General features: G+C 73.4%; 25 protein-coding genes. 14 read left to right on the forward strand and 11 right to left on the reverse strand.

Annotated features, from left to right (window positions below):
- Positions 1–29: 29 nt before the first annotated feature.
- Positions 30–821 (reverse strand): glutamate racemase, encoded by a 792-nt coding sequence (locus ACZ4YL_RS22455; RefSeq protein WP_468118748.1) that lies wholly within the window; start codon positions 819–821, stop codon positions 30–32.
- A 283-nt stretch (positions 822–1,104) separates the two neighbouring features.
- On the opposite strand from ACZ4YL_RS22455, the gene ACZ4YL_RS22460 reads away from it, so the two are divergent.
- The 5 genes from ACZ4YL_RS22460 to ACZ4YL_RS22480 all read left to right on the forward strand — a co-directional run bounded on the left by ACZ4YL_RS22460 (position 1,105) and on the right by ACZ4YL_RS22480 (position 7,374).
- Positions 1,105–2,283 carry a glycosyltransferase gene (locus tag ACZ4YL_RS22460; RefSeq protein WP_468118750.1) on the forward strand — a complete coding sequence of 393 codons (1,179 nt, stop codon included), beginning with the start codon at positions 1,105–1,107 and terminating at the stop codon, positions 2,281–2,283.
- Positions 2,284–2,529: 246 nt separating this feature from the next.
- A complete protein-coding gene (locus ACZ4YL_RS22465; RefSeq protein ID WP_030713698.1) occupies positions 2,530–3,039 on the forward strand; it encodes a DUF6643 family protein in 510 nt (169 codons plus the stop codon).
- A 46-nt stretch (positions 3,040–3,085) separates the two neighbouring features.
- Positions 3,086–3,910, forward strand: a complete 825-nt coding sequence (locus ACZ4YL_RS22470; protein WP_468118752.1) for an MOSC domain-containing protein — start codon at positions 3,086–3,088, stop codon at positions 3,908–3,910.
- A 198-nt stretch (positions 3,911–4,108) separates the two neighbouring features.
- Positions 4,109–4,744 carry an Rv1733c family protein gene (locus ACZ4YL_RS22475; protein WP_301372984.1) on the forward strand — a complete coding sequence of 212 codons (636 nt, stop codon included), beginning with the start codon at positions 4,109–4,111 and terminating at the stop codon, positions 4,742–4,744.
- 146 nt (positions 4,745–4,890) lie between these two features.
- Positions 4,891–7,374 (forward strand): right-handed parallel beta-helix repeat-containing protein, encoded by a 2,484-nt coding sequence (locus ACZ4YL_RS22480; RefSeq protein WP_468118754.1) that lies wholly within the window; start codon positions 4,891–4,893, stop codon positions 7,372–7,374.
- Here the strand turns inward: ACZ4YL_RS22480 and ACZ4YL_RS22485 are convergent.
- Entirely contained in the window at positions 7,298–9,673 is a 2,376-nt protein-coding gene (locus ACZ4YL_RS22485; protein WP_468118960.1) for a hypothetical protein, read from the reverse strand. The two genes, ACZ4YL_RS22480 and ACZ4YL_RS22485, sit on opposite strands and share 77 nt — an antisense overlap.
- A gap of 320 nt (positions 9,674–9,993) precedes the next feature.
- On the opposite strand from ACZ4YL_RS22485, the gene ACZ4YL_RS22490 reads away from it, so the two are divergent.
- The gene (locus tag ACZ4YL_RS22490) at positions 9,994–10,482 is read left to right on the forward strand and encodes an SRPBCC family protein (RefSeq protein ID WP_468118756.1); all 489 of its coding nucleotides are present in this window, start codon (positions 9,994–9,996) and stop codon (positions 10,480–10,482) included.
- Here the strand turns inward: ACZ4YL_RS22490 and ACZ4YL_RS22495 are convergent.
- Both ACZ4YL_RS22495 and ACZ4YL_RS22500 read right to left on the reverse strand, forming a co-directional pair.
- Positions 10,454–11,233: a hypothetical protein gene (locus ACZ4YL_RS22495; RefSeq protein ID WP_468118757.1), complete on the reverse strand. Its 780-nt coding sequence runs from the start codon at positions 11,231–11,233 to the stop codon at positions 10,454–10,456. The genes ACZ4YL_RS22490 and ACZ4YL_RS22495 overlap by 29 nt on opposite strands.
- Positions 11,234–11,375: 142 nt before the next feature.
- Positions 11,376–12,521 carry a PLP-dependent cysteine synthase family protein gene (locus ACZ4YL_RS22500; RefSeq protein WP_468118759.1) on the reverse strand — a complete coding sequence of 382 codons (1,146 nt, stop codon included), beginning with the start codon at positions 12,519–12,521 and terminating at the stop codon, positions 11,376–11,378.
- A gap of 198 nt (positions 12,522–12,719) precedes the next feature.
- Here ACZ4YL_RS22500 and ACZ4YL_RS22505 point away from each other — a divergent pair, with 198 nt between their 5' ends.
- Entirely contained in the window at positions 12,720–13,268 is a 549-nt protein-coding gene (locus tag ACZ4YL_RS22505; protein ID WP_468118760.1) for an ATP-binding protein, read from the forward strand.
- Between the two features lie 135 nt (positions 13,269–13,403).
- Here ACZ4YL_RS22505 and ACZ4YL_RS22510 read toward each other — a convergent pair whose 3' ends face one another.
- The 3 genes from ACZ4YL_RS22510 to tnpA form a co-directional block, all read right to left on the reverse strand.
- Positions 13,404–14,672 (reverse strand): ROK family protein, encoded by a 1,269-nt coding sequence (locus ACZ4YL_RS22510; RefSeq protein WP_468118762.1) that lies wholly within the window; start codon positions 14,670–14,672, stop codon positions 13,404–13,406.
- Between the two features lie 43 nt (positions 14,673–14,715).
- Positions 14,716–15,387, reverse strand: coding sequence for an alpha-ketoglutarate-dependent dioxygenase AlkB family protein (locus ACZ4YL_RS22515; RefSeq protein ID WP_468118763.1), 672 nt, complete (start codon positions 15,385–15,387; stop codon positions 14,716–14,718).
- Between the two features lie 104 nt (positions 15,388–15,491).
- The gene (tnpA, locus tag ACZ4YL_RS22520) at positions 15,492–15,920 is read right to left on the reverse strand and encodes an IS200/IS605 family transposase (RefSeq protein ID WP_327385720.1); all 429 of its coding nucleotides are present in this window, start codon (positions 15,918–15,920) and stop codon (positions 15,492–15,494) included.
- Positions 15,921–15,971: 51 nt separating this feature from the next.
- Here tnpA and ACZ4YL_RS22525 point away from each other — a divergent pair, with 51 nt between their 5' ends.
- The 5 genes from ACZ4YL_RS22525 to ACZ4YL_RS22545 all read left to right on the forward strand — a co-directional run bounded on the left by ACZ4YL_RS22525 (position 15,972) and on the right by ACZ4YL_RS22545 (position 19,752).
- The gene (locus ACZ4YL_RS22525) at positions 15,972–17,186 is read left to right on the forward strand and encodes an RNA-guided endonuclease InsQ/TnpB family protein (protein WP_468118765.1); all 1,215 of its coding nucleotides are present in this window, start codon (positions 15,972–15,974) and stop codon (positions 17,184–17,186) included.
- Positions 17,187–17,261: 75 nt separating this feature from the next.
- Positions 17,262–18,005 carry a maleylpyruvate isomerase family mycothiol-dependent enzyme gene (locus ACZ4YL_RS22530; protein WP_468118767.1) on the forward strand — a complete coding sequence of 248 codons (744 nt, stop codon included), beginning with the start codon at positions 17,262–17,264 and terminating at the stop codon, positions 18,003–18,005.
- 66 nt (positions 18,006–18,071) lie between these two features.
- On the forward strand, positions 18,072–18,323 hold the full coding sequence (locus ACZ4YL_RS22535; protein WP_468118769.1) for a DUF6332 family protein: 252 nt from the start codon (positions 18,072–18,074) through the stop codon (positions 18,321–18,323).
- Positions 18,324–18,384: 61 nt separating this feature from the next.
- Positions 18,385–18,885 (forward strand): hypothetical protein, encoded by a 501-nt coding sequence (locus ACZ4YL_RS22540; RefSeq protein ID WP_468118771.1) that lies wholly within the window; start codon positions 18,385–18,387, stop codon positions 18,883–18,885.
- A 57-nt stretch (positions 18,886–18,942) separates the two neighbouring features.
- Positions 18,943–19,752 carry an SDR family oxidoreductase gene (locus tag ACZ4YL_RS22545; RefSeq protein ID WP_468118772.1) on the forward strand — a complete coding sequence of 270 codons (810 nt, stop codon included), beginning with the start codon at positions 18,943–18,945 and terminating at the stop codon, positions 19,750–19,752.
- 36 nt (positions 19,753–19,788) lie between these two features.
- Here ACZ4YL_RS22545 and ACZ4YL_RS22550 read toward each other — a convergent pair whose 3' ends face one another.
- Together ACZ4YL_RS22550 and ACZ4YL_RS22555 are read right to left on the reverse strand one after the other, a co-directional pair.
- Positions 19,789–20,736 carry a spherulation-specific family 4 protein gene (locus ACZ4YL_RS22550; protein ID WP_468118774.1) on the reverse strand — a complete coding sequence of 316 codons (948 nt, stop codon included), beginning with the start codon at positions 20,734–20,736 and terminating at the stop codon, positions 19,789–19,791.
- 224 nt (positions 20,737–20,960) lie between these two features.
- Positions 20,961–21,659 (reverse strand): TetR/AcrR family transcriptional regulator, encoded by a 699-nt coding sequence (locus ACZ4YL_RS22555; protein ID WP_468118776.1) that lies wholly within the window; start codon positions 21,657–21,659, stop codon positions 20,961–20,963.
- Positions 21,660–21,816: 157 nt separating this feature from the next.
- On the opposite strand from ACZ4YL_RS22555, the gene ACZ4YL_RS22560 reads away from it, so the two are divergent.
- Positions 21,817–22,275 carry a nitroreductase/quinone reductase family protein gene (locus ACZ4YL_RS22560; protein ID WP_468118777.1) on the forward strand — a complete coding sequence of 153 codons (459 nt, stop codon included), beginning with the start codon at positions 21,817–21,819 and terminating at the stop codon, positions 22,273–22,275.
- Positions 22,276–22,309: 34 nt separating this feature from the next.
- Here ACZ4YL_RS22560 and ACZ4YL_RS22565 read toward each other — a convergent pair whose 3' ends face one another.
- Both ACZ4YL_RS22565 and ACZ4YL_RS22570 read right to left on the reverse strand, forming a co-directional pair.
- Positions 22,310–22,804 (reverse strand): hypothetical protein, encoded by a 495-nt coding sequence (locus ACZ4YL_RS22565; RefSeq protein WP_468118779.1) that lies wholly within the window; start codon positions 22,802–22,804, stop codon positions 22,310–22,312.
- A gap of 8 nt (positions 22,805–22,812) precedes the next feature.
- Positions 22,813–24,015: a geranylgeranyl reductase family protein gene (locus ACZ4YL_RS22570; protein ID WP_468118962.1), complete on the reverse strand. Its 1,203-nt coding sequence runs from the start codon at positions 24,013–24,015 to the stop codon at positions 22,813–22,815.
- Between the two features lie 358 nt (positions 24,016–24,373).
- Here ACZ4YL_RS22570 and ACZ4YL_RS22575 point away from each other — a divergent pair, with 358 nt between their 5' ends.
- On the forward strand, positions 24,374–25,738 hold the full coding sequence (locus ACZ4YL_RS22575; protein ID WP_468118780.1) for a M20/M25/M40 family metallo-hydrolase: 1,365 nt from the start codon (positions 24,374–24,376) through the stop codon (positions 25,736–25,738).
- Positions 25,739–25,906 lie beyond the last annotated feature (168 nt).

A 25,906-nucleotide genomic window follows, 5' to 3' on the forward strand; every position in this document is an offset into this window, starting at 1 on the left:
GGGTCGGGCGGTGGGGCGGTCGGGCTCCGTCAGCCGACGGGCGCGCCCTGGCCCGCGAGCAGCCTGCCTTCGGCGTACGCGAGCGCGGCGGCGGGCAGGGTCCCCTCGCGCCCGCTGCGCAGCACGGCCAGTCCGCCCGTGCGCGGCAGGTCGGGCTCGGGCCGCAGACCCAGCCGGCGGAGCGCCTGGACCGCGACGGGCTCGGCGGAACCGTGGTAGACCAGCTCCGCCCCCCGGGTCCGCGCGGCGAGGGCGGCGCGGATGGGGCCCTCGACCAGCTCGTAGTGCGTACAGCCGAGCACCACGTCGGTGACGTCGGCCGGGGTCAGCGCGGCGGCCGCGGCGACGGCGGCCGTCACGGCGGCGTCGTCGGCCGCCTCCACCGCGTCGGCGAGCCCGGGGCAGGGCACCTCGGTGACCCGGGCCCCGGCGGCGAAGTCGCGGATGAGCCCGCGCTGATAGGTGCTGCCGGTGGTGGCGGGGGTGGCCCAGATCGCCACCCGGCCGCCGGCGGCCGCGGCGGGCTTGATCGCCGGCACGGTCCCGATGACCGGGATGGCCGGCTCCAGCTCCGCCCGCAGGACGTCCAGGGCGTGCACGGTCGCGGTGTTGCAGGCGACGATCAGCGCGTCCGGGCGGTGCACGGCGGCGGCCCGGGCGACGGCGAGTGCCCGCTCGGCGAGGTCGGCGGGGGTCCGTGGACCCCAGGGCATCCCGTCGGGGTCGGAGGACACGACCAGATCCGCGTCCGGCCGCAGCCGCCGCACCACCGCGGCCGCCGCGAGGAGGCCGATTCCGGAGTCCATGAGCGCGATCTTCACCCGGCCACCTTAGTCGACCCCCGCCCCGACGAAGCCCTCCCTCCACCACACCCAGGGCCCGCCACGGCAGGACCGAAAGCCCCAGGGCGCACGACACACCCGCCGAAACCGGCACCACGGAGAACAGCAAAGCCGCCGGACCCCGGCCGGAACGGCACCGCGCCACCGGCCGGAAGAACGCCGCACCCAGGGCCGAAAGGCCATCGCGCCCAAGCCGGGAGGCCGCCGCACCCGGGGTGTCGGGGTGCGGGACACGCATGCCCCGGCCCGGCACACTGCCGCCATGGGCCTCCTCACCGCCGCCTGCGCGGCCTACGCCTCCCTCGCCGCCTGGCTCTGGCTCACCCTCGCCCAGGGCATGTTCTGGCGGACCGACGTCCGCCTCCCGCCGCGCACGGCCCCCGCCCGCTGGCCGTCCGTCGCGATCGTCGTCCCGGCCCGGGACGAGGCCGAGGTGCTGCCGCGGAGCCTGCCCTCGCTGATCGCCCAGGACTATCCCGGCGAGGCCGAGGTGATCCTCGTCGACGACGGCAGCACCGACGGCACGGGCGAGCTCGCGCGCCGGCTCGCCCGCGAGCACCCCGGGCTCCCCCTCACCGTCGCCTCCCCCGGCGACCCCGCACCCGGCTGGACCGGCAAGCTCTGGGCGCTCCGGCACGGCATCGGGATCGCCCGCACCGCGCACGTCACCGAGCCCGACTTCCTCCTCCTCACCGACGCCGACATCGCACACGAACCCGACAGTCTGCGCGAATTGGTCGCCGCCGCCACCTCCGCGGACCTCGACCTCGTCTCCCAGATGGCCCGCCTGCGGGTGGTGGGCCTCTGGGAGCGCCTCGTCGTACCGGCCTTCGTGTACTTCTTCGCCCAGCTCTACCCCTTCCGCCGGATCAACCGGCCCTCCGCCCGGACTGCGGCGGCCGCCGGCGGCTGCGTACTGCTGCGCACCACGGCCGCCCTGCGGGCCGGGGTCCCCGACTCCATCCGCCAGACGGTCATCGACGACGTGTCCCTCGCCCGCGCGGTGCACCGCTCCGGCGGCCGGATCTGGCTGGGACTCGCGGAGCGGGTGGACAGCGTGCGCCCGTACCCCGTGCTCGCGGACCTGTGGCGGATGGTCTCGCGCAGCGCCTACGCGCAACTGCGCCACCAGCCCCTCCTGCTGGCCGGGACGGTGGCCGGGCTGGTGCTCGTCTACCTCGTGCCCCCCGCCGCCCTGCTGACGGGGATCGCGGCCGGGCGTCCGGACATCGCGTGGACGGGCGGGCTGGCGTGGCTGCTGATGACCGGCACCTACCTGCCGATGCTCCGGTACTACCGCCAGTCGGCCGCCCTCGCTCCGCTGCTTCCGTTCACCGCGCTGCTGTACCTCCTGATGACCGTCGACTCGGCCGTGCAGCACTACCGGGGCCGCGGGGCGTCATGGAAGGGCCGAACCTATGCCCGTCCCAGTGAATCCTGAAACGGCGAACTGCCGCCCGGAACAGAGTCATCCGAGGTCACCGCGTTGTGACGCTGCGTCAGCACGAAGTCGGTGCAACACCCAACCGGTGAGTACGAGTACGAACAAGGTGGGGCGGAAGTGGCGAATCGTGCACGTGAACGTCAAGTGAAAGGTGAGGCCCTGACCTGCGAATATGCAGGTCAGCGCGGGGTTGACGACACCTCGCTATGGACCCGGTGAAGTCGTGGGCTTAACTTAGGTCCCATGACCTCCCCCCGCTCCACTTATGGCGGCGGTTACTACTCCGCGCCCTCCTTCCCGGACACCCCCATCTACGACTCCCTCGTCGCCGAACGCGGCACTCCGCAGATCGCCCCGATCCGCGTCCCGGCCGCCTACGAGTCCCCGAGTGCCGGATACTCGAGCGGCGGGTACCTGCCGGCTCTCGCGTCGTCGATGCCCGCGCTGCCGCCGGCCCAGCCCCAGCAGCAACAGACCTCGGGGTACGGATACCCGTACCAGCAGCAGTCGGCCCCGCAGCCGATGCCGCTGCAGCAGGCGCCGGCCCCGTACATCCCTCAGCAGCAGCCGATGGCGGCCCGCGGCGGATACATGCCGCAGCCCCAGCCGCAGCAGCCCCGCCCGGTCGCCATGGCCACCGGGTACGAGGCGATGCGCCCGGCCGCGCCGCGTCCGATGCAGGTGCCCGCACCGGTGCCGGCCGCCTCGTACGAGGACCCGTACGGCCGCCCCTACCAGGGGCGCGGCTACTGAGGGGGCTCTGAGAGGCGGGGCAGCGGAGGGCTGGCAGGATGCCCTCATGTCGAACTTGCACGTCCAGGCGCTCCACATCCATCCCGTCAAATCGGTAGCGGGGACCGCTCCCGACGAGGTGGCCGTGGAGCCCTGGGGTCTGTCCGGGGACCGACGTTGGGCGCTGATCGATCCCGAGGGCACGGTCATCACCCAACGCCGCCATCCACGCCTCGCCCTGGCCACGGCCCGTCCTGCGGGCGGCGGGCGTATCGCGGTGACGGCGCCGGGCATGGCGGAGCTGTTCGTGGAGGTGCCCGAGCCGGGTCCGCTGGAGCCGGCGATGCTGTTCGGGAAGAAGGTCGAGACCGTGGCCGCGGCGACCACCGCGGCCGACTGGTTCAGCGCGTACCTCGGGGAGCCGGTACGGCTGGTGCACATGGATGATCCGGCGGTACGCCGTCCCGTGGATCCGGACTACGCCCTGCCGGGCGAGATGGTGAGCCTCGCCGACGGCTATCCGCTGCTGATCGCCACGCTCGCCTCGCTGGACGCGCTCAACTCGCTGATCGCGCAGGGGGACCATCCTGAGGAAGGCCCCCTGCCCATGAACCGTTTCCGCCCCAATGTGGTGGTTTCCGGGGCCGAGGCGTGGGCGGAGGACGGCTGGCTCCGCATCGCGATCGGCGATGCCGTATTCCGCGGTGTGCGCGAATGCGGCCGGTGCGTCGTCACCACCACCGACCAGGAGACGGCGCAGCGGGGCAAGGAGCCGCTGAAGACCCTGGCCAGGCACCGGCGGATCGGCAAGTCGCTCGCGTTCGGGCGGCTCCTGGTACCGGTGCGGCTGGGTACGGTGCGCGTCGGCGACGAGGTCCGTGTCCTCGCGTGACGCGTCTGGTGCCATCCTGGGGCAGGTGGGACATGAGGGGCGGGCGGGTGGTCGCGGACCGGCGACCGGCCGCCCGGATTGACACCTTCGAGGGGCTCGGCGCCCGCACTGGAACCAACTGGCACGACCAAGCCGTTGGATCAGTCAGGACAGAGGCGCAGGCAGGCGGAGACTGGCACAGGTTGGGGGAGCCGGACCGTGCGGACAGCAATGGGTGTGTGGCGTTGGCGGCGCAATCCGCTGCGCCGGCCGACCGATCTTTTCGAGGCGTGGGTGGCGTTCGCCGCGCTGGTGTGTGTCCTGGTGGTGGCTCCGGCCATCGGCTGGGTCGCGGGCCTGCAGGTGGACGGTACCCTTCAGCAGGCCGCGCACGAGCAGCGGCAGGAGCGTCATCTCGTCCCGGCGGTGGTCCTGCGGCCCGCCCCGGAGTCGGCGGCGGCCACGGGCGCGGGCGCTTCGGCCAGCGCCTCGGCCGACACGTCGGCGCAGCGGACGGCCCCGCACCGGACGCAGATCGTGGCCTCGTGGACCGCGCCGGACGGCAGCAGCCATCAGGGCACGGTGCCGGCCGCGGAGGAACCGCCGCGGCCCGGCGAGCGGTTCCGGATCTGGACCGACGCGCGCGGCCGGCTGGTGGGGCAGCCGCTCGACCCGTCCGCGGCCGTGTTCCACGCGGGGATGGCGGGGCTGGCCGCCGCGATCTGCGTGGCCACACTGGTGGAGACGGTCCGGCGGCTGGTCGTACGGCGGCTCATGCATCGGCGGTACATACGTCTGGACCGGGCCTGGGCGGCGGCAGGACCGGACTGGGGCCGAGCGGGCGCGGGCAGCTGACCTGGCAGCTCATCGGCTCCGCGCGCGCTACGGTGGAGCGGCCGGATGGGTCGCTCCAGTGACTTCGGTGGCTGCGGTGACGTCAGACTTCAGTGGCATCGGTCGTATCGGCAGCGCGAGTACGAGGGTGGGGGCACGACAGCACCATGGTTCAGGGCACGGTCCAGGTGACGCACGGCGGGACTTCGCGGTGGCGGCGCCGCTCCGGTGAGTATCCGACGCTGACCGCCGCGCTCGCCGTCGCGGGCGACGGGGACGTGCTGACGATCGCCCCCGGCACCTACCGCGAGAACCTGGTGCTGGACCGTGCCGTTACCCTGCGCGGGCCCGAGGCCGGGGCGGGGTCGGTGCGGATCGCCCCGCTCGACGGGGTCGCGCTGACCGTGCGCGCCTCGGCCGTGGTCCAGGACCTGTATCTGGAGGGCCAGGACCGGGCGGCGCCCGCGCTGCTGGTGGAGGAAGGCTGCCCCGAGCTCACCGATCTGCGGGTGAGCACCCACTCCGCCGCCGGCATCGAGGTGCGTGGCTCCGGAGCCCGTCCCCTGGTGCGGCGGTGCACGGTGGAGAATCCGGCCGGCGTCGGCATCGCCGTACTGGACGGTGGCGGCGGGGTGTTCGAGGAGTGCGAGGTCGTGTCCGCCGGGCAGAACGGCGTCTCGGTGCGCGGCGGCGGCCGGCCCCGGCTGGAGCGCTGCAGGATCCACCACGCCACGGGCGCGGGCATCGGGGTCACCGGCGAGGGCTCGGGGCTGGAGGCGCTGGGCTGCGAGGTGTACGAGGTCAAGGGCGCCGGGGTGCAGATCGCCGCGCGCGCCACGGCCCGGCTCACCGACTGCTCGGTGCACCGCACCTCGGCCGACGGGGTCACGCTCGACACCGACGCGGTGCTCACCCTGGCCGGCTGCGACATCCACGACATCCCGGAGAACGCGGTCGATCTGCGGTCACGTTCGGTGCTCACCCTCAGCCGCACCACGGTGCGCCGGTTCGGCCGCAACGGCCTGTCCGTGTGGGACCCGGGCACCCGGGTGGACGCCGAGTCCTGCGAGATCCACGACAGCACGGGTGACTATCCGGCGGTGTGGATCAGTGACGGGGCCACCGTCTCCCTCGACTCCTGCCGGGTGCACGACGTGCCGGACGCGCTGTTCGTGCTGGACCGCGGATCGCGCGTCGACGTGGTCGACAGCGATCTGTCCCAGGTGCGCAACACCGCCGTGTCCGTGAGTGACGGGGCCATGGCGCAGCTCGACGACTGCCGGATCCGCGAGGCGGCGACCGGGGCCTGGTTCCGCGACCACGGCAGCGGCGGCACGCTCGCCGGCTGCACCATCGACGCCGTGCAGACCGGTGTGATCGTCACCAAGGGCGCCGACCCGACGCTGGAGCGGTGCACGGTCACCTCCCCCGCCGAGGCTGGTTTCTACGTGTCGGCCGGTGGCCGGGGCACCTTCACGGCCTGCCGGGTGACGGGCAGTTCCGGCTTCGGCTTCCACGTCATGGACGGCTGCCGCACCACGCTGACGCGGTGCCACACCGAGCGCTGCGCCCGCGGGGGCTACGAGGTTCCCGAGGACGGGCCGACCGCCGAGGAGTGCACCGGCGACGAGTCCGGCGCCCGTCTCGCGGACCGGGCCGCCCCCGGCGGCGCGCCCGCCGGGGCGCGGGCGGGTATCCGTACGGCCACCGGGACGCAGAGCCCCGTGGCGCAGCCGGCGCAGACGCCCCCGCCTTCCGTACCGCGGCCCACCGACGGGGCGGAGGGCGGTCCGGCCGCCGCCGCGCCGGATTCCGGCGAGATGCTGGGCCGGCTCGACGCGCTGGTGGGCCTGGACAGCGTCAAACGCGAGGTGCGGGCGCTCACCGACATGATCGAGGTGGGCCGGCGGCGTCAGCAGGCGGGCCTGAAGGCCGCCTCGGTGCGCCGGCACCTGGTCTTCACCGGTTCCCCCGGCACCGGCAAGACCACGGTCGCCCGGCTGTACGGGGAGATCCTGGCCTCGCTCGGGGTGCTGGAGCGCGGGCACCTGGTCGAGGTGTCCCGGGTGGACCTGGTCGGCGAGCACATCGGCTCCACGGCGATCCGTACGCAGGAGGCCTTCGACCGGGCGCGCGGCGGGGTGCTGTTCATCGACGAGGCGTACGCGCTGGCGCCGGAGGACTCGGGACGGGACTTCGGGCGCGAGGCGATCGACACGCTGGTGAAGCTGATGGAGGACCACCGGGACGCGGTGGTCGTGATCGTCGCCGGGTACACGGCGGAGATGGAGCGCTTCCTGACGGTGAATCCGGGGGTGGCCTCGCGGTTCTCCCGGACCATCACCTTCGGCGACTACGGGCCCGGAGAACTGCTGCGGATCGTGGAACAGCAGGCGGAGGAGCACGAGTACCGGCTCGGGGACGGGACGTCGCAGGCATTGCTGACGTACTTCACGGAACTGCCCAAGGGCCCGGCCTTCGGCAACGGCCGCACGGCCCGCCAGACCTTCGAGTCGATGGTGGAGCGGCACGCGGGCCGGGTGGCCCAGCTCGCGGAGCCCAGTACGGACGAGCTCACCCTGCTGTTCCCGGCGGATCTGCCGGCGCTGCCGGATCTGCCGACGCTGCCGGTCCAGCCCGCTCCTTGCTGACCACGACCCGCTGACCCGGCACCTCGGCCCGTGCGGCGGCGTCCAGCCGGGCGAGCAGGGCGTCGCGTTCGGCGGCGAAGGCCGGATCGGCCTGGTAGTCGGAGTGGCCCAGGATCGGGGCGGGCAGCGGATGGCGGGCGCTGCGCCCGTAGGCGAGCGGGTCGGCGAGCGGGCCGCGGTCCACGTCCGGCTCCGCGCCGGGCAGCGCCGGCCCGCCGATGGGGTCGGTGGCCCGCCAGAGGTTGCGCCAGCAGTCGACCTCGCGGTGCAGGGCGGTGAGCGGCCCCGGGCCGAAGTAGGCGGGGAACCAGCGGCCGTAGAGGCGGCCGAGGGGGGATCCGTAGGTGAGCAGGGCGACACGGCGGCGGGCGGGCGGCGGCAGTTGCCAGACGGCCGCAGCGGCGAGCACGCTGCCCTGGGAGTGGCCGGAGATGACCAGGCGGCCGCCGGTGCGGCCGGTCCAGCCAGCCATCCGCCAGGTCAGGTCCGGTACGGCCCGCTCGGCGTAGCAGGGCGGCGCGAACGGGTGGGCGGCGCGCGGCCAGAAGGTGCCGACGTCCCACAGGATCCCTATGGTCCGGCGGGCGGCGGGGTCCCGGTAGGCGCGGCGGCCCCAGGCGATGAAGGCGGCGATGCCCAGGCCGATGAGCCAGGACCCGGTGTCCTGGGCGGCGCGGGCGGCGGCTTCCAGCAGCGGCACGGTCCCCCGGGCGGCCTCGCCCGGGACCTTTCCGCTGAACCAGGCCCCGGCCAGCGCGCCCCCGCCCAGCACCAGGGTGATCCCGGAGACGGCCGCCACGAACCAGGGCGCGGAGTCGGTGAGCGCGGCCGCGGTGCGCGCCCCGGCGATCCTGCGGCTGCGGGCGAGGTCCGGTGTCTCCCCCGGGTACTCGGCGGCCACGGCGGCGGCGAGCCGGACCCGGGCCCGGGCTCCGAGCACCGCGAACCAGCCCGCGAGCAGCACCAGTACGAGGAGCAGCGGGGGCAGTACGGCGGCCTGCCAGGACAGCAGGACCGGCGGCCCGGCCAGCGGGGCGCCCGGCATGCCGGGCGTGGCTCCCCCGTCCAGCCAGTCGGCGACGCGCTGCGCGACCCCGCCGGACATCACCCCGCCGAGCGCGCAGCCGAGCATGGCGACGGCGGGCCCGCCGAGGCCGTACAGGGCCGTCGCCGGGTCGGGAGCCCTGCGGTACAGGTCGCGGGCGACGGCGGCGAGGGCGAGCACGCAGAGCCCCTGACCCAGCATGAGCACGCCGAAGGCCAGGTCCCCGGGGAGCCGTCCGGTGGCGGTCCAGCCCGGGCGCGACCAGCAGGCGTGCACGAGGACGGCGGCGAGCAGGGCGAGGGCGGCGCCGGGCAGCAGGGTGACGGCGGCCCGGTCGAGCCGGTGGTCGGCCCGGTCCTCGGTGCGGCCGCGCCGGCAGACGACCCAGGCCACGGTGACGGCCCCGGCGGCGAGCAGGACGTGCGTGAGGGTACCGAGGGCAGTGAGGACGGGGGCGCCGGCCCGGCGGTCCTGGCGGGCGGTCGGCACGGAGACGGCCACCGCCACGGTGAGCAGCCCGGCGGCGGTGTGCGCGGCGCGCAGCCGGGCCACGAGCCGGCGACCGTACCAGAACCCGGGGCGCCCGAGCGCGGGCACGGGGTCCGACGCGGTGTCCGGATCGGCGGCGCCGGCGGGCGGGGGCTGGGACTCGTAGGCGCTCCAGGTGCGGTTCGACAGGTACCAGAGCAGGCCGGTCAACGCGGCGGGGACCAGGGCCCCGAGGGCGAGGCGCCGTCCGGGCTGGGCCCACCAGCCTGCGCCGGGCGCGAGGAAGCCCAGCCAGGAGCGGAATCGGGAGCCGGCGCAGGTCCCGGAGCCCGCGCACTGCCAGGCGAGGAGGTCGAGCGCGACCTCGCAGGCGGCGGCGATCAGCAGCACGGTCAGGCTGAGCGCGAGGATCCGTACGAGGACCCCGTACGTGCGCACGGCGCGTGGCGCGGGGTCGGCGGCGGGCGTGGCCGGCCGGGCCCAGTGGGCGAGGTTGGCCACCATGAAGGGCAGGAGCAGCAGCCACAGGGCGCGGGCGCCGTTGCCGGAGGTGAGCCGGGACCAGCAGTAGGCCTCGGGGACGGGCCGCCCGGCGTACCGCTCGGGGTGGGCCTCGGCGTCGGCGTCCTCGGTGCGGCGGAAGACGGCGGCGGTGGAGTCGCCGGTGACACGGACGGTGCGCGGGTCGCCGAGCAGCTCGCCGGGGGCGGCACCGGCGACTCCGTGGACCAGGAGTTCGAGGGCGAGGGGGGTGTCGGCCGGGATGTGGGGCGGGGAGGGGTCGGGTTGGGAGGTGTCGGACGGGGAGGGGTCGGGCTGGGGGCGGTCGGGCACAGCGGCCTCCGCTCGCGGGGCGGGATCGGCGCGGCTCCAGCATCCCGCGCAACGGAGCCGCTGCCCAGGTCCCGCGCGGGGATCGGCAGAGATCGGCAGAGATCGGACGGGGCCGGACAGGGCCGGACAGGGCCGGACGGGTTCGCTCGGGATCGGTCCGGATCGGTCGGGATCACTGCGGACTTCTCACGGGTACGGGGCTATGGTGGCGCGCACGCCTGTTCAGCAGCTCACCCCAGGGGGTACCGCCCATGGATCGCCGACTCCGACCGGTGGGGCTCGACTTCATCGACGACGCGCCGGTCCGGCTGGTCTTCGCCACCGACACCGTGGCGCCGCCCGAGGCCGTGTACCAGGCGCTCGCCGAGGAAGTGGCGGGCTGGGCCGAGTGGTTCGGGGCGGTGACACTGGCCCGCCCCACGTACGGGGGCGCGGGCCGCGAGATCAAGCTGATGGGCGGGGTGCGCTTCCGGGAGACCATCATGGCCGCGGATCCCGAGCGGCGTTACGCGTACCGGGTCGACACCACCAACGTCCCCGGGGTGCGGGCCCTGTTGGAGGAGTGGCGGCTGACCCCGGCCGGTTCCGGCACGCACGTCCGCTGGACCTTCGCGGCCGACGGGCCAACCCCGTTCCGCCTCGGCCTGGCCGCCGCCCGCCCTGGCCTGGGCCACTCCTTCCGCACCGCGGTCCGAGCCCTCGACCGGCGGCTCACCGCCCGGCGCGGGGCCGATCAGTGACCGGGGCCATCGTCGCTCCCGACACGCGGTGGACCTCGGCCAGTTCTCCGTAGCCGCCCGCGCTCCAGACGGCCGTGCGGAACTCCTGCAGCGTCAGCCCCGGCCCGCCGGCGAAGTGGACCACCGCGCAGCGTGCGCAGCACCAGCCACGGGACCAGACGTCCTCGGCGGCGACCCGGCCGGCCGCGACCCGGGCCCGGAACGCCCGTTGGGTCCGCGCGGTCGAGACGATCAGCAGGACCGCCCCCAGCAGGGCGAACCCCGAGATCCAGGCCAGGAACAGGAGCTCGGCCCCGGGCTCGGCCGCGGGGGCCCATGTCGCGCCGCCCCAGAGCGTCGTCGACCCGTGGTTCACTTCGGCCGCAGGCGCGTCGGTGAACCAGTTCCCGCCCAGCGCGCCGCCGATGAACGTACCGATCGACACCAGGACGAGCAGCACGCCCAGCCCGGTGCGCCCCGAAGTATCCGGGGGCGGCGGGGCCGGGGCCAGCGCGTCGGCCAGCCGCGGGACGATCTCGCGGACGCCGGTGCGCCGGTCGCCGTCGCCGGTCTCCTCATGGAACCGGCGCTGCCCGCCGAGAGAGACGGCCGGGACGGCGCGGACCTCGTCGGAGCGCCGGCAGCTCGGGCACTCCAGAGGGGCTCCCCCGCGCTCGTCTCGGCTCTCCGCTCCGGGCCGGTCACCCGGACCGGTCGTCCGTGCGCGTGTGCGCGCGTCCCGCTCGGGTCTGCTGTACTCGATGCCCGCCATGGTTCCCCCCGGCCGCGCGTGTTCTGAGTCCGCCGAGCGTAGCCAGGCAACCCCGGTGCCACCAGGCCGTTTTCGTCACGGGCCCGTCACGGCGGCGCCACATGGCCGCCGCTCCGGGCGGGCCTGCCGCCGCGACGGGGTGTCAGGCGGTGGGCTCGCGCCAGACACCCGTCGCCAGCAGCGTGTCGATGGTCTTCGCGTACGGGGCGATGTCGAGCCGCTGCGCCGCCAGCCACTCGTCGGAGTAGTACTTGTCCAGGTAGCGGTCGCCCGGGTCGCACAGCAGGGTGACGACGCTGCCCGTGCGGCCCTCGGCCACCATCTCCGAGATGATCTTCAGGGCGCTCCACAGGCCGGTGCCGGTCGAGCCGCCCGCCTTGCGCCCTATGGCCGTCTCCAGCGCGCGGCAGGCGGCGACGCTCGCCGCGTCCGGGACCTTCATCATCCGGTCGATGGCCCCGGGCACGAAGCTCGGCTCCATCCGCGGCCGGCCGATGCCCTCGATGCGCGAGCCGCAATCGCTGCTCGCGTCCGGGTCGTTGTTGGTCCAGCCGTCGAAGAAACAGGAGTTCTCCGGGTCCGGCACGCAGATGCGGGTGTCGTGCTGCATGTAGTGCACGTAGCGCGCTATGGTCGCCGAGGTGCCGCCGGTGCCGGCGGTCGCCACGATCCAGGCGGGCTCGGGGTACCGCTCCAGGCGCAGCTGCTGGTACATCGATTCGGCGATGTTGTTGTTGCCGCGCCAGTCGGTGGCCCGCTCCGCGTACGTGAACTGGTCCATGTAGTGCCCGCCCGTTCGGGCGGCGAGCTCGGCCGACTCCTCGTACATCTTCATCGGGTCGTCCACGAAGTGGCATGCGCCGCCGTGGAATTCGATGAGGCGGCACTTCTCCGGGCTGGTCGTGCGCGGCATGACGGCGATGAAGGGCACACCGATCAGCTTGGCGAAGTACGCCTCGGAGACGGCGGTGGAGCCGGACGAGGCCTCGATGACCGGGCGGCCGGGGCGGACCCAGCCGTTGCAGAGCGCGTAGAGGAACAGCGAGCGCGCGAGGCGGTGCTTGAGGGAGCCTGTCGGGTGGGTGGACTCGTCCTTGAGGTAGAGGTCGATGCCCCACGCCTCGGGGAGCGGGAAGCGCAGCAGGTGGGTGTCGGCGGAGCGGTTGGCGTCGGCCTGGACCTTGCGGACGGCCTCCTTGAGCCAGGCCCGGTAGTCCGCGTCGCTGCGATCGACGTCGACGGTCGTGGCAGTCGTACCGGTGGTTCTGGTGGTGCCGGTGGTGCTCATGTGCCGCGCTCCTTCGTGGGTGAACTTCGCCCCCTTCTTCGCAATGTACCCCTCCCACCTGCACAAACGTTCGCTTTGGGGATCCATGCGAATCCCTTTCGATCGCGTTCGGTTGCACTGTGCGGCACCGTGGGTGACCCTGGTGGAGCATTACCGAGGGTGCAGCACCCGTAACACTCATGTCGGGGAGTCGCAGCCGTGATCACTCATTCCCGCAGGCACTGCGTCGTCGAACTGCAGGCCTTGCCGTCGCGGATCGGCCAAATCCGCAGAATCGTTTCTGCACAACTGCGCCACTGGGAGCTCGACCCGCTCATAGACCGGGCTGCGCTCGGCGTGACGGAGCTGCTCAGCAACGTCCACCGCCATGCGCAGCCGGACAAGACCTGCACCGTGGAGATCGAACTCCGGCTCGGGCGACTGACGGTCTCGGTCATCGACAGCGATCCGCGGCTGCCGGTCGTCCACCGGACGCGGGCGGAGGCGCTGGAGACCTGCGGACGCGGGCTCGCCCTGGTGGAGGCGCTCAGCGAGGCCTGGGGGGCGCGGGAGCGGCCCGACGGCCCCGGAAAAGCCGTGTGGTTCTCGCTCACGGCGGCCCCGGCCAGGGCGACGCCGGTAGGGCCGGTCCCCCTCAGGGCCACGCCCGTACGGGAACCCGCGCGCGCGGTGCTCCTGGCCGTCGATCCGGCGGCCGTCGCGACAGGCCTGCCGGTGGCATCGCCGGTCGGCGCCCGGCCCGGGTGACCGACCGCCCCGGCCCCCGGGGCCCGGCCCGATCCGCGGGGACGGCCGGGACGGACCGGGACCGGCCGGGGCCGACCAGCGCCGACCGGGCCCGTCAAGATCGGCCTGATCCGGTCGGATCCGGTCCGATCCGGCTCAGGCCAGGGCTCCCAGCGGGTCGTCGAGCACCGGCTGCCACGCCAGCTCCGCCGCGCCGACCAGGCTGTTGTGGTCCAGGGTGCACGGCAGGATCGGCACCCCGCCGCTGCGCCCCCACAGGCTGCGGTCTGCGACCACCGCGCGCAGCCGCTCCGGGTCGGCGTGCAGCAGCTCCCGGTGCAGCCCGCCCAGGATGATCCGGTCCGGGTTGAGGATGTTCACCAGGCCCGCGAGGCCGAGCCCGAGCCGGTCGATCAGCTCCTCCGTGGCCGCCCGTACCGCCGGTTCCGCGGGCTCGTCGCGCAGCAGGTCGCGGGCCTGCTGGAGCAGCGACACCTCGGGGCCGGGGCTGCGGCCCGCCGCGGTGAGGAAGGCCAGCGGGTCCGCCTCCACGTCCAGGCAGCCGCGGCTGCCGCAGTGGCAGGCCCGCCCCTCGGGATTCACGGTGAGGTGGCCTACCTCCAGGGCCAGGCCCGAACTCCCGCTGTGCAGGCGGCCGTCCAGCACCAGCGCCCCGCCGACCCCGCGGTGCCCGGTGGCCACGCACAGCAGGTGCTGGGCGCTGCGTCCCGCGCCGTGCCGGTGCTCCGCCAGGGCAGCGAGGTTGACGTCGTTGCCGGTCAGGGCCGGGCCGTCGATCCCGGCCGCCTTCACGCACTCCGCGAAGATGGCCCGCACGGGAGAGCCGGCCGGCCAGGCCAGGTGCAGCGGGTTCAGCGCCGTACCGTCCGGCTCCGCGACCGCCGAGGGGACCGCGAGACCCGCGCCGACGCAGCGCCGGCCGCTCTGCGCGAGCAGCTCCGCGCCCGCCTCCACGACCGCGCCGAGCACCTGCGCCGGATCGGCGGAGACGGTGACCTTGCCGGGGGCGGTGGCCACGATGCGGCCGCCGAGGCCGACCAGGGCGGCCCGGAAGCCGTCCGAGTGCACCTGGGCGGCCAGCGCCACCGGGCCGTCCTCGGCCACCGAGAGCCGGTGCGAGGGGCGGCCCTGGGCTCCGCCGGTCCCTCCGGTCCCGCCCGGGCGGGAATCGACGCGGATCAGCCCGAGGGCCTCCAGCTCGGCGGCGACCGCTCCGGCGGTGGCGCGGGTGACCCCGAGCTCGGCCGTCAGCACGGCGCGGGTCGGGGCACGGCCGGTGTGGACGAGCTCCAGCGCCGGCCCGAGCGCGCCGCGACCCCGTTCCAGCCTGGTCCGCGCAGCCGCACCGGACGCGGATGACGTGGTCACATCCCCCACCCGCGGCGGGGCCCCGTTGCCGTTCATGGCAACGATCCTCGCATGATCGGAGGGCGCAGGGTGCCGCCGCTCAGCCCAGCCCCCCGACCCGGAGTGTGATGTTCAGCCGCCCGGTCAGCCCGAGCTCCCGCGGGCCCGTGCCCGGCAGGACCTTCGGCACCCCGTGATAGGCCAGCCGGCTCGCCTCCCCGAAGACGAAGAGATCCCCGCTGCGCAGCTCGACGTCCCGGTACGGGCGTCCGCGCGAGGCGGTGTTCCCGAAGCGGAAGACGCAGGTGTCGCCGAGGCTGAGCGAGACCACCGGCGCGGTGGACCTCTCCTCGGCGTCGCGGTGCATACCCATGCGGGAGTCGCCGGCGTAGAAGTTGATCAGCGCGATGTCGTAGGCCGGTCCGGGTCCGGGTCCAGGCCCGGGCTCCGGCGGGTCCCCGTACGCCGCGGTCACCGCCTCCCGCCCCAGCTCGGCGAGCCATGGCGGCATCGGCTTGACCGGTGCCCCGTCGCCGTCGACGGCGGTGCGCGCGTACCCGTACGGGTACCAGTGCAGGCCGAGGCACACCTGGCGGGCGGTCATCACCCCACCGCCCGGAGTGCGTACGGTGCGCAGGCCGGCGGGCGGCCGGGCCCACGCGCGGCAGGCCGCCAGCAACTCGCCCTGGCGCCCCGCCCCGAGCCAGTCCGGCACGTGCACGGCGCCGGGGGCGATCACGGTCCGCTCGCGCGGGAAGAGTTCCCCGTCCATCTCTTGATCTTCGCAGGGAATCCCGGCCTTCAGGCCGGGCGGGAATGCGATCCTCGGGCCGGAGGCGCGAAGCGCCGGAGTTCTCAGCGCCTCCGTCGTAACGGTCAGGCTGGTCGCTTCTGGTTCTCGATGTAGTCCTTGACGATGCTCAGCGGTGCCCCGCCACAGGACCCGACGAAGTATGAGGGTGCCCAGAAGACGGACCCCATACCGATCCGGTTGATCCGGCCGGTGTACTCGGCGCGCAGGTATCGGGAGCTGACCCCCTTCAGGCTGTTGACCAGCTTGGACAAGGCGATCTTCGGCGGGTAGTGGACCAGCAGGTGCACGTGGTCGCCCTCGCCGTTGAATTCTTTCAGCTCGGCCTCGAACTTCACACACACGTCCCGCATGACCTCCTCGCAGCGGGTCAGCATGGCGTCGTTGAAGACCTCGCGCCGGTACTTGGTGACGAACACCAAGTGAGCGTGGAGGTTGTAGATGACATGGTTTCCTCGGCGGATATCAGGGTCTGGTTCCCAGCGTGGTGACATCCACCAAGCGTATTGTGGTCAGGCGAACCGACTTGGAAGGGGGTGGGCTGGGTGATCCGTGCGTACAAGTTCCTCATGCGGCCCACCGTGGGTCAGGCGATCACACTCGGCGAGATGCTGCGGGATCACTGCGGCCTCTACAACGGGGCGTTGCAGGAACGCCGCGATGCCTACCGGCACGCCTCGAAGACGAGCATCAAGTACGGGCAGCAGTCCGCGCAGCTCAAGGAGATCCGGGCGTTCGCCCCGGAGCGTCACGGCCGGTGGTCGTTCTCCAGTCAGCAAGCGACGCTCCGCCGTCTCGACAAGGCGTTTGCCGCGTTCTTCCACCGGGTCAAGTCCGGTGATACGCCGGGCTATCCGCGCTTCCGGGGCGTCAACTGGTTCGACACGGTGGACTTCCCCAAGGACGGGGACAGCTGCCGCTGGGACTCCACCCCGCACGACCCCGTCACCCGTGTCCGATTCCAAGGCGTCGGGCACGTCAAGGTCAACCAGCACCGGCCCGTCGTCGGCAAGGTCAAGACCGTCAGCGTCAAGCGCGAGGGCCGCAAGTGGTTCGTCGTGCTGACCGCCGAGCGGGCGCAGCCCGAACCGCTCCCCGCGACGGGCAGCGTGGCCGGCATCGACATGGGCATAGCCAACTTCCTCGCCGACTCCAACGGCGAGTTCGTTCCCAATCCCCGCCACGGCAGCAAGGCAGCCGCGAAGCTCGAAACCGCACAGCAGGCCCTCAGCAGGTTCCCTCGGGTCCGCCGCGGCAAGCGCACCGCCAACCACCGCCGGGCCGTCGAACGCGTTGCCGCCCTGCACCGCAAGGTCCGTCGCCAGCGGCTCGACCACGCGCACAAGACCGCTCTTGACCTCGTACGACAGCACGACTTCATCGCGCACGAAGACCTCAAGATCCGCAACATGGTCAAGGCGCCCGCTCCGAAGACCGACCCAGAGATGCGGGGCAGCTTCCTGCCCAATGGGGCGGCGGCGAAGGCCGGACTGAACCGCTCGATCTCGGATGCCGGATGGGGGGTGTTCCTGACGATCCTCACGGGCAAGGCTGAAAGCGCCGGCAGGGAAGTGGTCGCCGTGGACCCCCGCAACACCTCCCGCACATGCCCCGAATGCGGGCACGTCGACAAGGAGAACCGGCCCGCACAGGAAAAGTTCCACTGCGTCTCGTGCGGCCACCAGGCGCACGCGGACACGGTGGGCGCGCTCAACGTTCTACGGGCCGGGCTGGTCCGCCGCAAAGCCCAACCGGCATAGCGAGAAGCCCCCTCGCTCACGAGGGGGAGGAGTCACGCTCTCCATTGTCGCGGGCGGGCTGATAAGACTCACGGTATGGAGATCACCGAACATGTGAAGACCCTCGCACGCGAAGGCGAGCTGCTCGCCGAGGTGGCCGAACGCGCCGGTACGGAATCCGCGGTCCCCACCTGCCCGGGGTGGCGCGTCACCGACCTGCTGCGGCACACCGGCTCGGTGCACCGCTGGGCCACCGCGTACGTCGCGGAGCGGCGGCTGGAGCCGGTGGGCTTCCCGGACGCGCCGGAGCTGGTCGGCGGCGAGCTGCTGGCCTGGTTCCGGGAGGGCCACGCGGACCTGGTACGGACCCTGAACGAGGCGCCGGCCGATGTGCAGTGCTGGACCTTCCTGCCGACGGCCCCGCCCTCGCCGGTGGCGTTCTGGGCCCGGCGGCAGGCTCACGAGACCACCGTGCACCGGATGGACGCGGAGGCCGCGCTCGGCGTGGTCTTCTCCGCGGTGGAGCCGGAGTTCGCGGAGGACGGGGTGGACGAGCTGCTGACCGGCTTCCACGCCCGGCCGCGCAGCCGGGTGCGGACCGCCGAGCCCAAGGTGGTGCGGGTGCGGGCCGCCGACACGGGCGCGGTGTGGACCGTACACCTGTCGGCGGAGCCGGCCCGTACGGTGCCGGGCGACACGGGCGAGACGGCCGACTGCGAACTGACCGGCGAGGCGTCCTGGCTGTACGCGGCGCTCTGGAACCGGACCCCGCTGGCGGGTCCGGGGGTGACGGGCGACCTGGCGCTGGCCCGGCTGTGGACGGACACGGCCGGAATCTGACCCCGCCGCCGCCGGGCGCGGCGCGGGGGGCTTGTGACGGGCAGTACGCGCTGTGACACTCCATGCATGGAGCGACGCACGCAGGCGGACCGGGACGCGATCACCATCGAGATCGGCTACGCCTTCGTCAGTGCCTGCTTCGCGGCCGCCCTCGCCTTCGGCTCGGTGTACGGGCCCGCGCTCGCGTTCTCCCTCTCCCCGTCGACGCGCCGCACCCTGGCCGTGGCGGGCGTGATCCTGGCGGCGGCTGTGTTCCTGCTCCGGGTCACCCACGTGCTGCTCGGATTCGCCCGCCGTCCGGAGAACGACGGGCGCTGACCATGGGCACGGCGAGGTGGCCTCGGTAGGGTCAGGCCCTCGACGATCACGGGGGTATGCGATGCGGTTCGGTTCAACGGCGGTCGGTGCGGCGCTTCTCGCGGTGGCACTGGCGGGGTTCGCGGTCTCCTGCGACCTGGAGCCGGCCGCGCCGCCCGCCGTGTCGGCGCCCCCGGACGGGGGCGCGCTGGGCCCGTCGGATCCGAGCCCGTCGGCGCCCTCGCCGACCGGGGAGCCGATACCCCCCGACAACCGGCCCGACAAGGTCCGGGACGCCTTCGCACGACTCCAGGCGACGCTCGACGATGCGTGTGTTCCGGGCAATTGCGCGTACGTGCTCGGCCGGCTCGACGACGAACTCCACCGCATGGACCGTGCAATGAAGGCCGACCCGAAGGGCCCCGGCCACTTCCCCGAGCCGATCGCCCTGATCGCGAAGCTCGACGGGGAACTCGGCGGCGACCGGAGCACGGCGAACCTGGAGAAGCACAAGGCGTTGCTGATCGACACCCGCGACAGGATCAACACCTGGATGCAGGGCCACCCCGACGACTACCGCTGACGCGGCACCCGCGAAATTCGTGTGCCGCGTCCGGGACGGCCCGCCAGGATGACGGGCATGACCGGTGAGACGCGCGCGGGGAGTCGGCAGGGCCCGGGTGAGGCGGGGCGCCCGCTCGCCTTGGTCACGGGGGCGGGACGTTCGGCGGGAATCGCGTCGTCCGTCGTGCTGAACCTGGCCCGGGCCGGGTGGGACGTGGCCTTCACCTACTGGACCCCGTACGACGGGCGGATGCCGTGGGGCACGGAGTCGGGCGCACCCGAAGAGCTGCGGACCGAGGTGACGTCCTTGGGGGCGAGAACACACGCGGTCGAGGCGGACCTGAGCGACCCGGCCGTGCCGGCGCAGCTCTTCGACGGCGTCGAGGATGCGCTGGGGAACGTCACCGCGCTTGTGCTCTGCCACTGCGAGTCGGTCGATTCGGGCCTGTTGGACACCACGGTGGAGAGCTTCGACCTGCATTTCGCGGTCAATGCGCGGGCCACCTGGCTGCTGATCCGGGAGTACGGGCTGCGGTTCCGCGGGCGGCACGGCAGCGGGCGGATCGTCAGCCTGACCAGCGACCACACCGCCGGCAACCTGCCGTACGGGGCGAGCAAAGGCGCGCTGGACCGGATCACGACGGCCGCCGCGCAAGAGCTCGCCCACCTGGGAGTGACCTGCAACGCGATCGACCCCGGGCCGACCGACACCGGGTGGATGGGCGAGGAGCAGAAGGCGGACCTGATCCGTTCAACTCCCCTGGGACGCCTCGGTGTGCCGCAGGACTGCGCGCATCTCGTCACGTTCCTCTGCTCCGCCGAGGGGGGTTGGATCAACGCCCAGCTCCTCCGGAGCGACGGCGGCCTGGGTCGGCCGAGCGCATGAGAGCACGGCTCACGGGCGCTCCCTGTCCCACGGTCCTCAGCCGAGGGTGGCCGCGTACGTGGTCTGGGTGCGGTACTTCCATGCCGGGCCCGCGTTCCAGGGGTTGGGCATGACCGTGCTGGTCGCGTACGCGTAGCCCGCGCCGCGGTCGAAGGCCGTGCGCAGGGTGGCGCGCATCGCCTCGGGGTCGGGGACGTCGTGGACCAGGTGCCAGAACGCCGTGCCGCTCGGGTCGAGTTCGGCGCCGGAGCGGTAGCCGGAGAGGTGGTCGAAGACGTTGCCGCCGAGCCAGCCGGCGCCGGTGTACGCGGCGTACGTGTCCTCGAACGTGACGAAGATGTCCGCGGTGCGGTGGCCCGGCTCCAGGTAGCAGTCGGCTATGGCGGTGCCGGGGTTGTTGACGACGAGGTCGGGGGCGGCCGGGTCGGCGGCGCCCATCGCGTCCTGGACGTAGCGGCGCAGCTCGGCGTAGTAGTCGCGGGTGGCGTTGACGGGGCCGCAGTCGCGGCTGACGACGTCGAAGAAGATGCCGTCGACGTGGAGGCGGCCGTCGGGGGTCTTGAGGTAGTTGTCGACGGAGGCCTTGGCCGCGGCGATGTCGCGGTTGCCGTGGTCGGTGTGGACGTAGCCGAGCACCCGGGTCTTCTCGCCGGTGGAGGTGGTACGGGTGCGCAGTGCGTCGGCGCGGGCCCGCCAGGGGCCGTCGAACGGGGAGTCGCCGTTGCCCGGGTTCAGTACGACCACCGAGGGGGCCGGAGCGGTGGCGGTGAGGTCGGTCAGCATGGGGTCGTTCGCCCAGACGTACGCGGGGACGGCGATCTCCAGGCCCCGCACGCCCGGCGTCCGGGGGGTGGGGGGCGCGTTGGGCGCCGGCGGGGCGGTCTGCCGGGGCGCGTCACGTGCCGCGGCGATGATGGCGGGCGCCGATGCGGCCAATAAGGCAGTGACCAGGGCGGCGTACAAGGCCTTCACGGCGCGAGGCATGAACGTTCCTTCGGCGGCGGCAGGGGGACGACCCGAGGAACACTAGACGGGCGGCCCATCGTCCAAGGCTGAACCGCCCGCATTCGTATGAGGAACAGAAGAGCGAGGCGTCCCCTCATCAAATGAATCTCCTGGATGTCCAGGACCTCCAGGACCTCCCGGCCCTCCCGACCCCTGGACCTCCGGGGCGTCCACAACGGTCCGCGCCGCCGCCCGCCCGCCCGTCATACGGCCGGCAGTCCGACCCCCTGCGCGAGCTGGTCGGCGGCATGCGCGAAGAAGGCGGCGCGGTCCTCGACGACCCGGTTGAACTGTCCGAACAGTTCGAAGGACACCAGCCCGACCAACTGGGCCCAGGAGGCGACCAGAGCGGCGGTGACCGCCGGGGGCAGGCCCACGGCGAAGTCGGCGGTCATCCGGTCGGCCTCGGGGCGCAGGGCGGGCGGCAGCGGCGGGAGGGCGAGGCCGGGGCCCTCGTACGCGGCGTGGAGGATGCCGATGAAGGTGTTGGCGACGCGGGAGGCCGGACCCACGGTGTCGATGGGGGCGCTGTAGCCGGGAACCGGGGAACCGTAGATGAGGGCGTACTCGTGCGGGTGCTCCAGCGCCCAGGAGCGGACGGCCTCGCAGACCGCGATCCAGCGGGCGCGGGGCGGGGCCCCGGCGGCGCGGGCGTGGGCGTCGGCCGCCTCGGCGGCCGCGCCGACGCTGTCGTACGCGTCGATGATGAGGGCGGTGAGCAGTTCGTCCCGGCTGGGGAAGTACCGGTAGAGGGCGGAGGAGACCATGCCCAGCTCGCGGGCGACGGCGCGCAGGGAGAGCTTGGCGGCGCCCTCGGCCGCGAGCATGCGGCGCGCCTCGTCCTTGATGGCGGCGGTGACCTCGATGCGGGCCCGTTCCCTGGCCCCTCGCACGGTGTTCATGCGGGTCAGTCTGCCACGCGAACGGAGCACCGCCCAGGAATCGGATTGCCGCTCCATTTCGAGAGCACTGCTCTTGCTTTGGCGCACCGATCCGTGCACACTGCTCTCAAGCGAGAGCAGTGCTCTCTCAATGAAGAAAGCGGCCCCGGAGGTCACGATGAACGCGCCCACCCCGTACTACGTCCAGGCGACCCCGTTCGAGACCCGCTTCAACGCGCTCTTCGGCAAGCTGGCCCGCTTCGGCATCAGCCTGGCGGGCAGCGCCGAGCTCTCGGTACGCGGCCGCAAGTCCGGCGAGATGCAGCGGATCCCGGTCAACCCGCACACCTACGAGGGCGCCCAGTACCTGGTCTCGGCCCGCGGCCACTCCCAGTGGGTCCGCAACATGCGGGTGGCGGGCGGCGGCGAGCTGCGCGTGGGGCGCAAGGTGCGCGCGTTCACCGTCACCGAGATCACCGACCCGGCGCAGAAGGCCGACGTCCTGCGCACCTACCTGGAGAAGTGGGGCTGGGAGGTCAACCGGTTCTTCCAGGGCGTCACCGCGAAGTCGTCCGACGCCGAACTGCAGGCGGCCGCCGGCGACCACCCGGTCTTCCGGATCACGCTGTCCGGCTGACCCGGTGGACGGCGGCAGCCGGTCAGCCGGGCGGTCAACCACGCAGTCGGCCCAGCAGCCGATCGAGCGGTCGGCGCAGCCATGCGAGCAGCTGTTCCCCCAGGTGGTGCCGCCACAGCCAGAGCGGCAGCTCCCGGTGCGGCACGAAGGACCACAGGTCGTCGTCGGCCTCGTTGCCGCGGGGGCAGCCACGCAGCAGCTCCAGGCAGCACCGGTCCACCGTTCCGTGGAGCCGCGCGACGTGTGCCAGGGCGATGACCCCCTGTCGGCGGACCTCCCGGTCCGCCGACTCCAACGCCCTCGCGACCACGGGCAACACGGCCCCGGGGTCGGCATGGTTGAGGGCGAGTGCGATCACCGCCACCCCGGCCTTCGGCTCGCCGCGCCCGAAGGCCGCGAGGACGATCTCCGGCCGGTCCACCTGGTTGAGGTTCGAGCCGCCGTGCCAGTCCGGACCATCGGCACGGCCCGCGCCCTCGCCGCCGGCCGCACCCGCACCACCGGCCGTGCCTCCACCGCCCTTTCGCACGACAGGACCTAGTGCTGGCCGCCGCCGCTGCGGGCCGCCGCCTGCCGGGCGTCCATCATGTGCAGCGCCTTGCGGGCCAGCGGGTACGTACGCACCAGGTCGGCCAGCGTCGTCGAGCCCCGCGTGATCCGGGCGAACGCCCGCCACGCCGGACCGAAGCCGGTGATCGCCGCGTGCAGCAGCCGCGGCCGGACCTCGAAGAGGTTCAGCATCCGCTTGCCGACCCCCATCTCCACGCCCAGCCCGGCCTTCACCGCGAAGGCGTAGTTGAGGGCCTGACGGCGCGCGTCCACCGCGTCCTGCGCCTCGGAGATCTTCACCGCCCACTCCCCCGCCAGCCGCCCGGAGCGCAGCGCGAAGGAGATGCCCTCCCGGGTCCACGGCTCCAGCAGTCCGGCCGCGTCGCCCGCCACCAGCACCCGGCCGCGCGAGAGCGGCGAATCGGGCTTGCGGCAGCGGGTCAGGTGCCCGGAGGAGACGGCCGGTTCGAAGCCGGCGAGTCCGAGTCGGGCGATGAAGTCGTCCAGGTAGCGCTTGGTCGCGGCGCCCTCGCCCTTGGCCGAGATGACCCCGACTGTCAGGGTGTCGCCCTTGGGGAAGACCCAGCCGTAACTGCCGGGCAGCGGGCCCCAGTCGATCAGCACCCGTCCCTTCCAGTCCTCCGCGACCGTCTCGGGGACGGGGATCTCCGCCTCCAGGCCCAGGTCCACCTGGTCCATCTCCACCCCGACGTGCGCGCCGATCCGGCTCGCGCTGCCGTCCGCGCCGACCACCGCGCGGGCCAGCACGGTCTCCCCGTCGGCGAGCACCACGGCGACGGTGCGCCGGTCGGGAACGGCCGCCCCGTGCTGTTCGACGCGGGCCACGGCCGTACCCGTACGGACGGTGGCGCCGGCCTTCTCCGCCTCGGCGACCAGGCCGGCGTCGAACTCCGGACGGTTGATGAGCCCGAACAGCATGTGCTTCGAGCGCCGGGTGCGGGTCAGCTTCCCGTCCATCGAGAAGGTGACCGCGTGGATGCGGTCCTTGAAGGGCAGCACGAAGCCCGGGGGCAGGGCGTCGCGCGAGGGGCCGATGATGCCGCCGCCGCAGGTCTTGTAGCGGGGCAGTTCGGCCTTCTCCAGCAGCAGGACGCGCCGCCCGGCCGTCGCCGCCGCGTACGCGGCCGAGGACCCGGCAGGTCCCGCCCCGACCACGACCACGTCCCACACCTCGCCGGTCTCCCCGGCCGCCTCGCCGCCCGCCTCGTCGCCCGCCCGCTGGGCGTCCCGCCCCGTGCCCGTGCCCCTGCCCACGCCTGCGTCTGCGCCCGCGTCCATGCCCGCTCCTGCGTCCATGCCCGCGCCCGCGCCTGCGTCTGCGTCGCGTACGTCGTCGTCGCTGCTCACGATGTGTCGCTGCTCCTGATCACCCGGTTGCTCCGATGCCGGGGAAATCCTACGGCGAGACACCGCCCCGTCCCGCTGTGCGAGGATCAAGACTGTCTTTCGCCGTACCCGGCATACGCACACCCCGCGGATGCGGGCGGCGTACACGGAGAACAACGTCGCACCCAAAAGGAGCGTGCCCATGTCCCAGAATCCGATCGCCGAGACCATCGCCTCGCTGATGCCCCGCGCCAAGCAGGAGCTGACCGAGCTGGTGGCCTTCCAGTCGGTGGCGGACTGGGCGCAGTTCCCCAAGAGCGAGAGCGAGGCCGCCGCGAACTGGGTGGCCGACGCCCTGCGCGTCGAGGGTTTCCAGGACGTTGCGCTGCTCGACACCCCCGACGGCACCCAGTCGGTCTACGGTTTCCTGCCCGGCCCCGAGGGCGCGCCGACCGTGCTGCTCTACGCGCACTACGACGTCCAGCCGCCGCTCGACGACGCGGCCTGGACCTCCCCCGCCTTCGAGCTGACCGAGCGCGACGGCCGCTGGTACGGGCGCGGCGCGGCCGACTGCAAGGGCGGGTTCATCATGCACCTGCTGGCGCTGCGCGCGCTGAAGGCCAACGGCGGTGTGCCGGTGAGCGTGAAGGTGATCGTCGAGGGCTCGGAGGAGCAGGGCACCGGCGGCCTCCAGCAGTACGCCGAGGCACACCCGGAGCTGCTGACCGCCGACACCATCGTCATCGGCGACGCGGGCAACTTCCGCCTCGGCCTGCCGACGGTGACGGCCACCCTGCGCGGCATGTGCCTGGTCAAGGTGAAGATCGACACGCTGGGCGGCAACCTGCACTCGGGCATGTTCGGCGGCGCCGCCCCCGACGCGCTGGCCGCGCTGATCCGCGTACTGGACTCGCTGCGCGCGGCGGACGGTTCGACGACCGTGGACGGGCTGGCTTCGGACGAGGTGTGGGACGGCCTGCAGTACCCGGAGGCGGACTTCCGCGCCGACGCGAGGGTCCTGGACGGTGTCGAGCTCATCGGTGAGGGCACGATCGCGGACCGTCTGTGGGCCCGCCCGGCCGTCACGGTCCTCGGCATCGACTGCCCGCCGGTGGTCGGCGCGACGCCGTCGGTGCACGCGAGCGCCGGCGCCCTGATCAGCCTGCGGGTGCCGCCGGGCGTGGACACCGCTGCGGCCGTCAAGCTGCTGCAGGCCCACCTGGAGGCGCACACCCCGTGGAAGGCGCGCCTCGAACTCGAGGTCGTCGGCCAGGGCCAGCCGTTCCAGGCGGACACCGACAGCCCGGCGTACGCGTCGATGCGCACGGCCCTGGAGGCCGCCTACCCCGGCCAGGAGATGCAGATCAGCGGCATGGGCGGGTCGATCCCGCTGTGCAACACGCTGACCTCCCTCTACCCGGACGCGGAGATGCTGCTGATCGGGCTGAGCGAGCCGGAGGCGCAGATCCACGCGGTCAACGAGAGCGTGTCGCCGCAGGAGCTGGAGCGCCTGTCGGTGGCGGAGGCCCTCTTCCTCGTCGACTACGCGGAGTCCAAGCGCGCCTGACCCCGGCGGGGGCGGTGCCGGCCGGCCGCAGCGTGTACGCCAGGGGTGTCTTGTCGGTAGGGGCGGAAGCCGAGAGGGGGGGACGACCAACAAAAAACACCCCAAGGAGTAACGTGACCAAGGTGTGTTGCGCTTCCGGTGGAATCGGGGCCGTTCGGGGTGCGTGCT

The organism is Streptomyces sp. NPDC030021, from assembly GCF_055574035.1.

Excerpts from the sequence above, each read along its gene's own strand:
- tnpA (WP_327385720.1), bottom strand. The coding sequence starts at position 15,920 with ATGTCACCACGCTGGGAACCAGACCCTGATATCCGCCGAGGAAACCAT.
- ACZ4YL_RS22495 (WP_468118757.1), bottom strand. The coding sequence starts at position 11,233 with ATGGCGGGCATCGAGTACAGCAGACCCGAGCGGGACGCGCGCACACGC.
- ACZ4YL_RS22500 (WP_468118759.1), bottom strand. The coding sequence starts at position 12,521 with ATGAGCACCACCGGCACCACCAGAACCACCGGTACGACTGCCACGACC.
- ACZ4YL_RS22540 (WP_468118771.1), top strand. The coding sequence starts at position 18,385 with ATGCGGTTCGGTTCAACGGCGGTCGGTGCGGCGCTTCTCGCGGTGGCA.
- ACZ4YL_RS22465 (WP_030713698.1), top strand. The coding sequence starts at position 2,530 with ATGACCTCCCCCCGCTCCACTTATGGCGGCGGTTACTACTCCGCGCCC.
- ACZ4YL_RS22510 (WP_468118762.1), bottom strand. The coding sequence starts at position 14,672 with ATGAACGGCAACGGGGCCCCGCCGCGGGTGGGGGATGTGACCACGTCA.
- ACZ4YL_RS22535 (WP_468118769.1), top strand. The coding sequence starts at position 18,072 with ATGGAGCGACGCACGCAGGCGGACCGGGACGCGATCACCATCGAGATC.
- ACZ4YL_RS22560 (WP_468118777.1), top strand. The coding sequence starts at position 21,817 with ATGAACGCGCCCACCCCGTACTACGTCCAGGCGACCCCGTTCGAGACC.
- ACZ4YL_RS22555 (WP_468118776.1), bottom strand. The coding sequence starts at position 21,659 with ATGAACACCGTGCGAGGGGCCAGGGAACGGGCCCGCATCGAGGTCACC.
- ACZ4YL_RS22530 (WP_468118767.1), top strand. The coding sequence starts at position 17,262 with ATGGAGATCACCGAACATGTGAAGACCCTCGCACGCGAAGGCGAGCTG.
- ACZ4YL_RS22490 (WP_468118756.1), top strand. The coding sequence starts at position 9,994 with ATGGATCGCCGACTCCGACCGGTGGGGCTCGACTTCATCGACGACGCG.
- ACZ4YL_RS22460 (WP_468118750.1), top strand. The coding sequence starts at position 1,105 with ATGGGCCTCCTCACCGCCGCCTGCGCGGCCTACGCCTCCCTCGCCGCC.
- ACZ4YL_RS22545 (WP_468118772.1), top strand. The coding sequence starts at position 18,943 with ATGACCGGTGAGACGCGCGCGGGGAGTCGGCAGGGCCCGGGTGAGGCG.
- ACZ4YL_RS22480 (WP_468118754.1), top strand. The coding sequence starts at position 4,891 with ATGGTTCAGGGCACGGTCCAGGTGACGCACGGCGGGACTTCGCGGTGG.
- ACZ4YL_RS22550 (WP_468118774.1), bottom strand. The coding sequence starts at position 20,736 with ATGCCTCGCGCCGTGAAGGCCTTGTACGCCGCCCTGGTCACTGCCTTA.
- ACZ4YL_RS22575 (WP_468118780.1), top strand. The coding sequence starts at position 24,374 with ATGTCCCAGAATCCGATCGCCGAGACCATCGCCTCGCTGATGCCCCGC.
- ACZ4YL_RS22515 (WP_468118763.1), bottom strand. The coding sequence starts at position 15,387 with ATGGACGGGGAACTCTTCCCGCGCGAGCGGACCGTGATCGCCCCCGGC.
- ACZ4YL_RS22470 (WP_468118752.1), top strand. The coding sequence starts at position 3,086 with ATGTCGAACTTGCACGTCCAGGCGCTCCACATCCATCCCGTCAAATCG.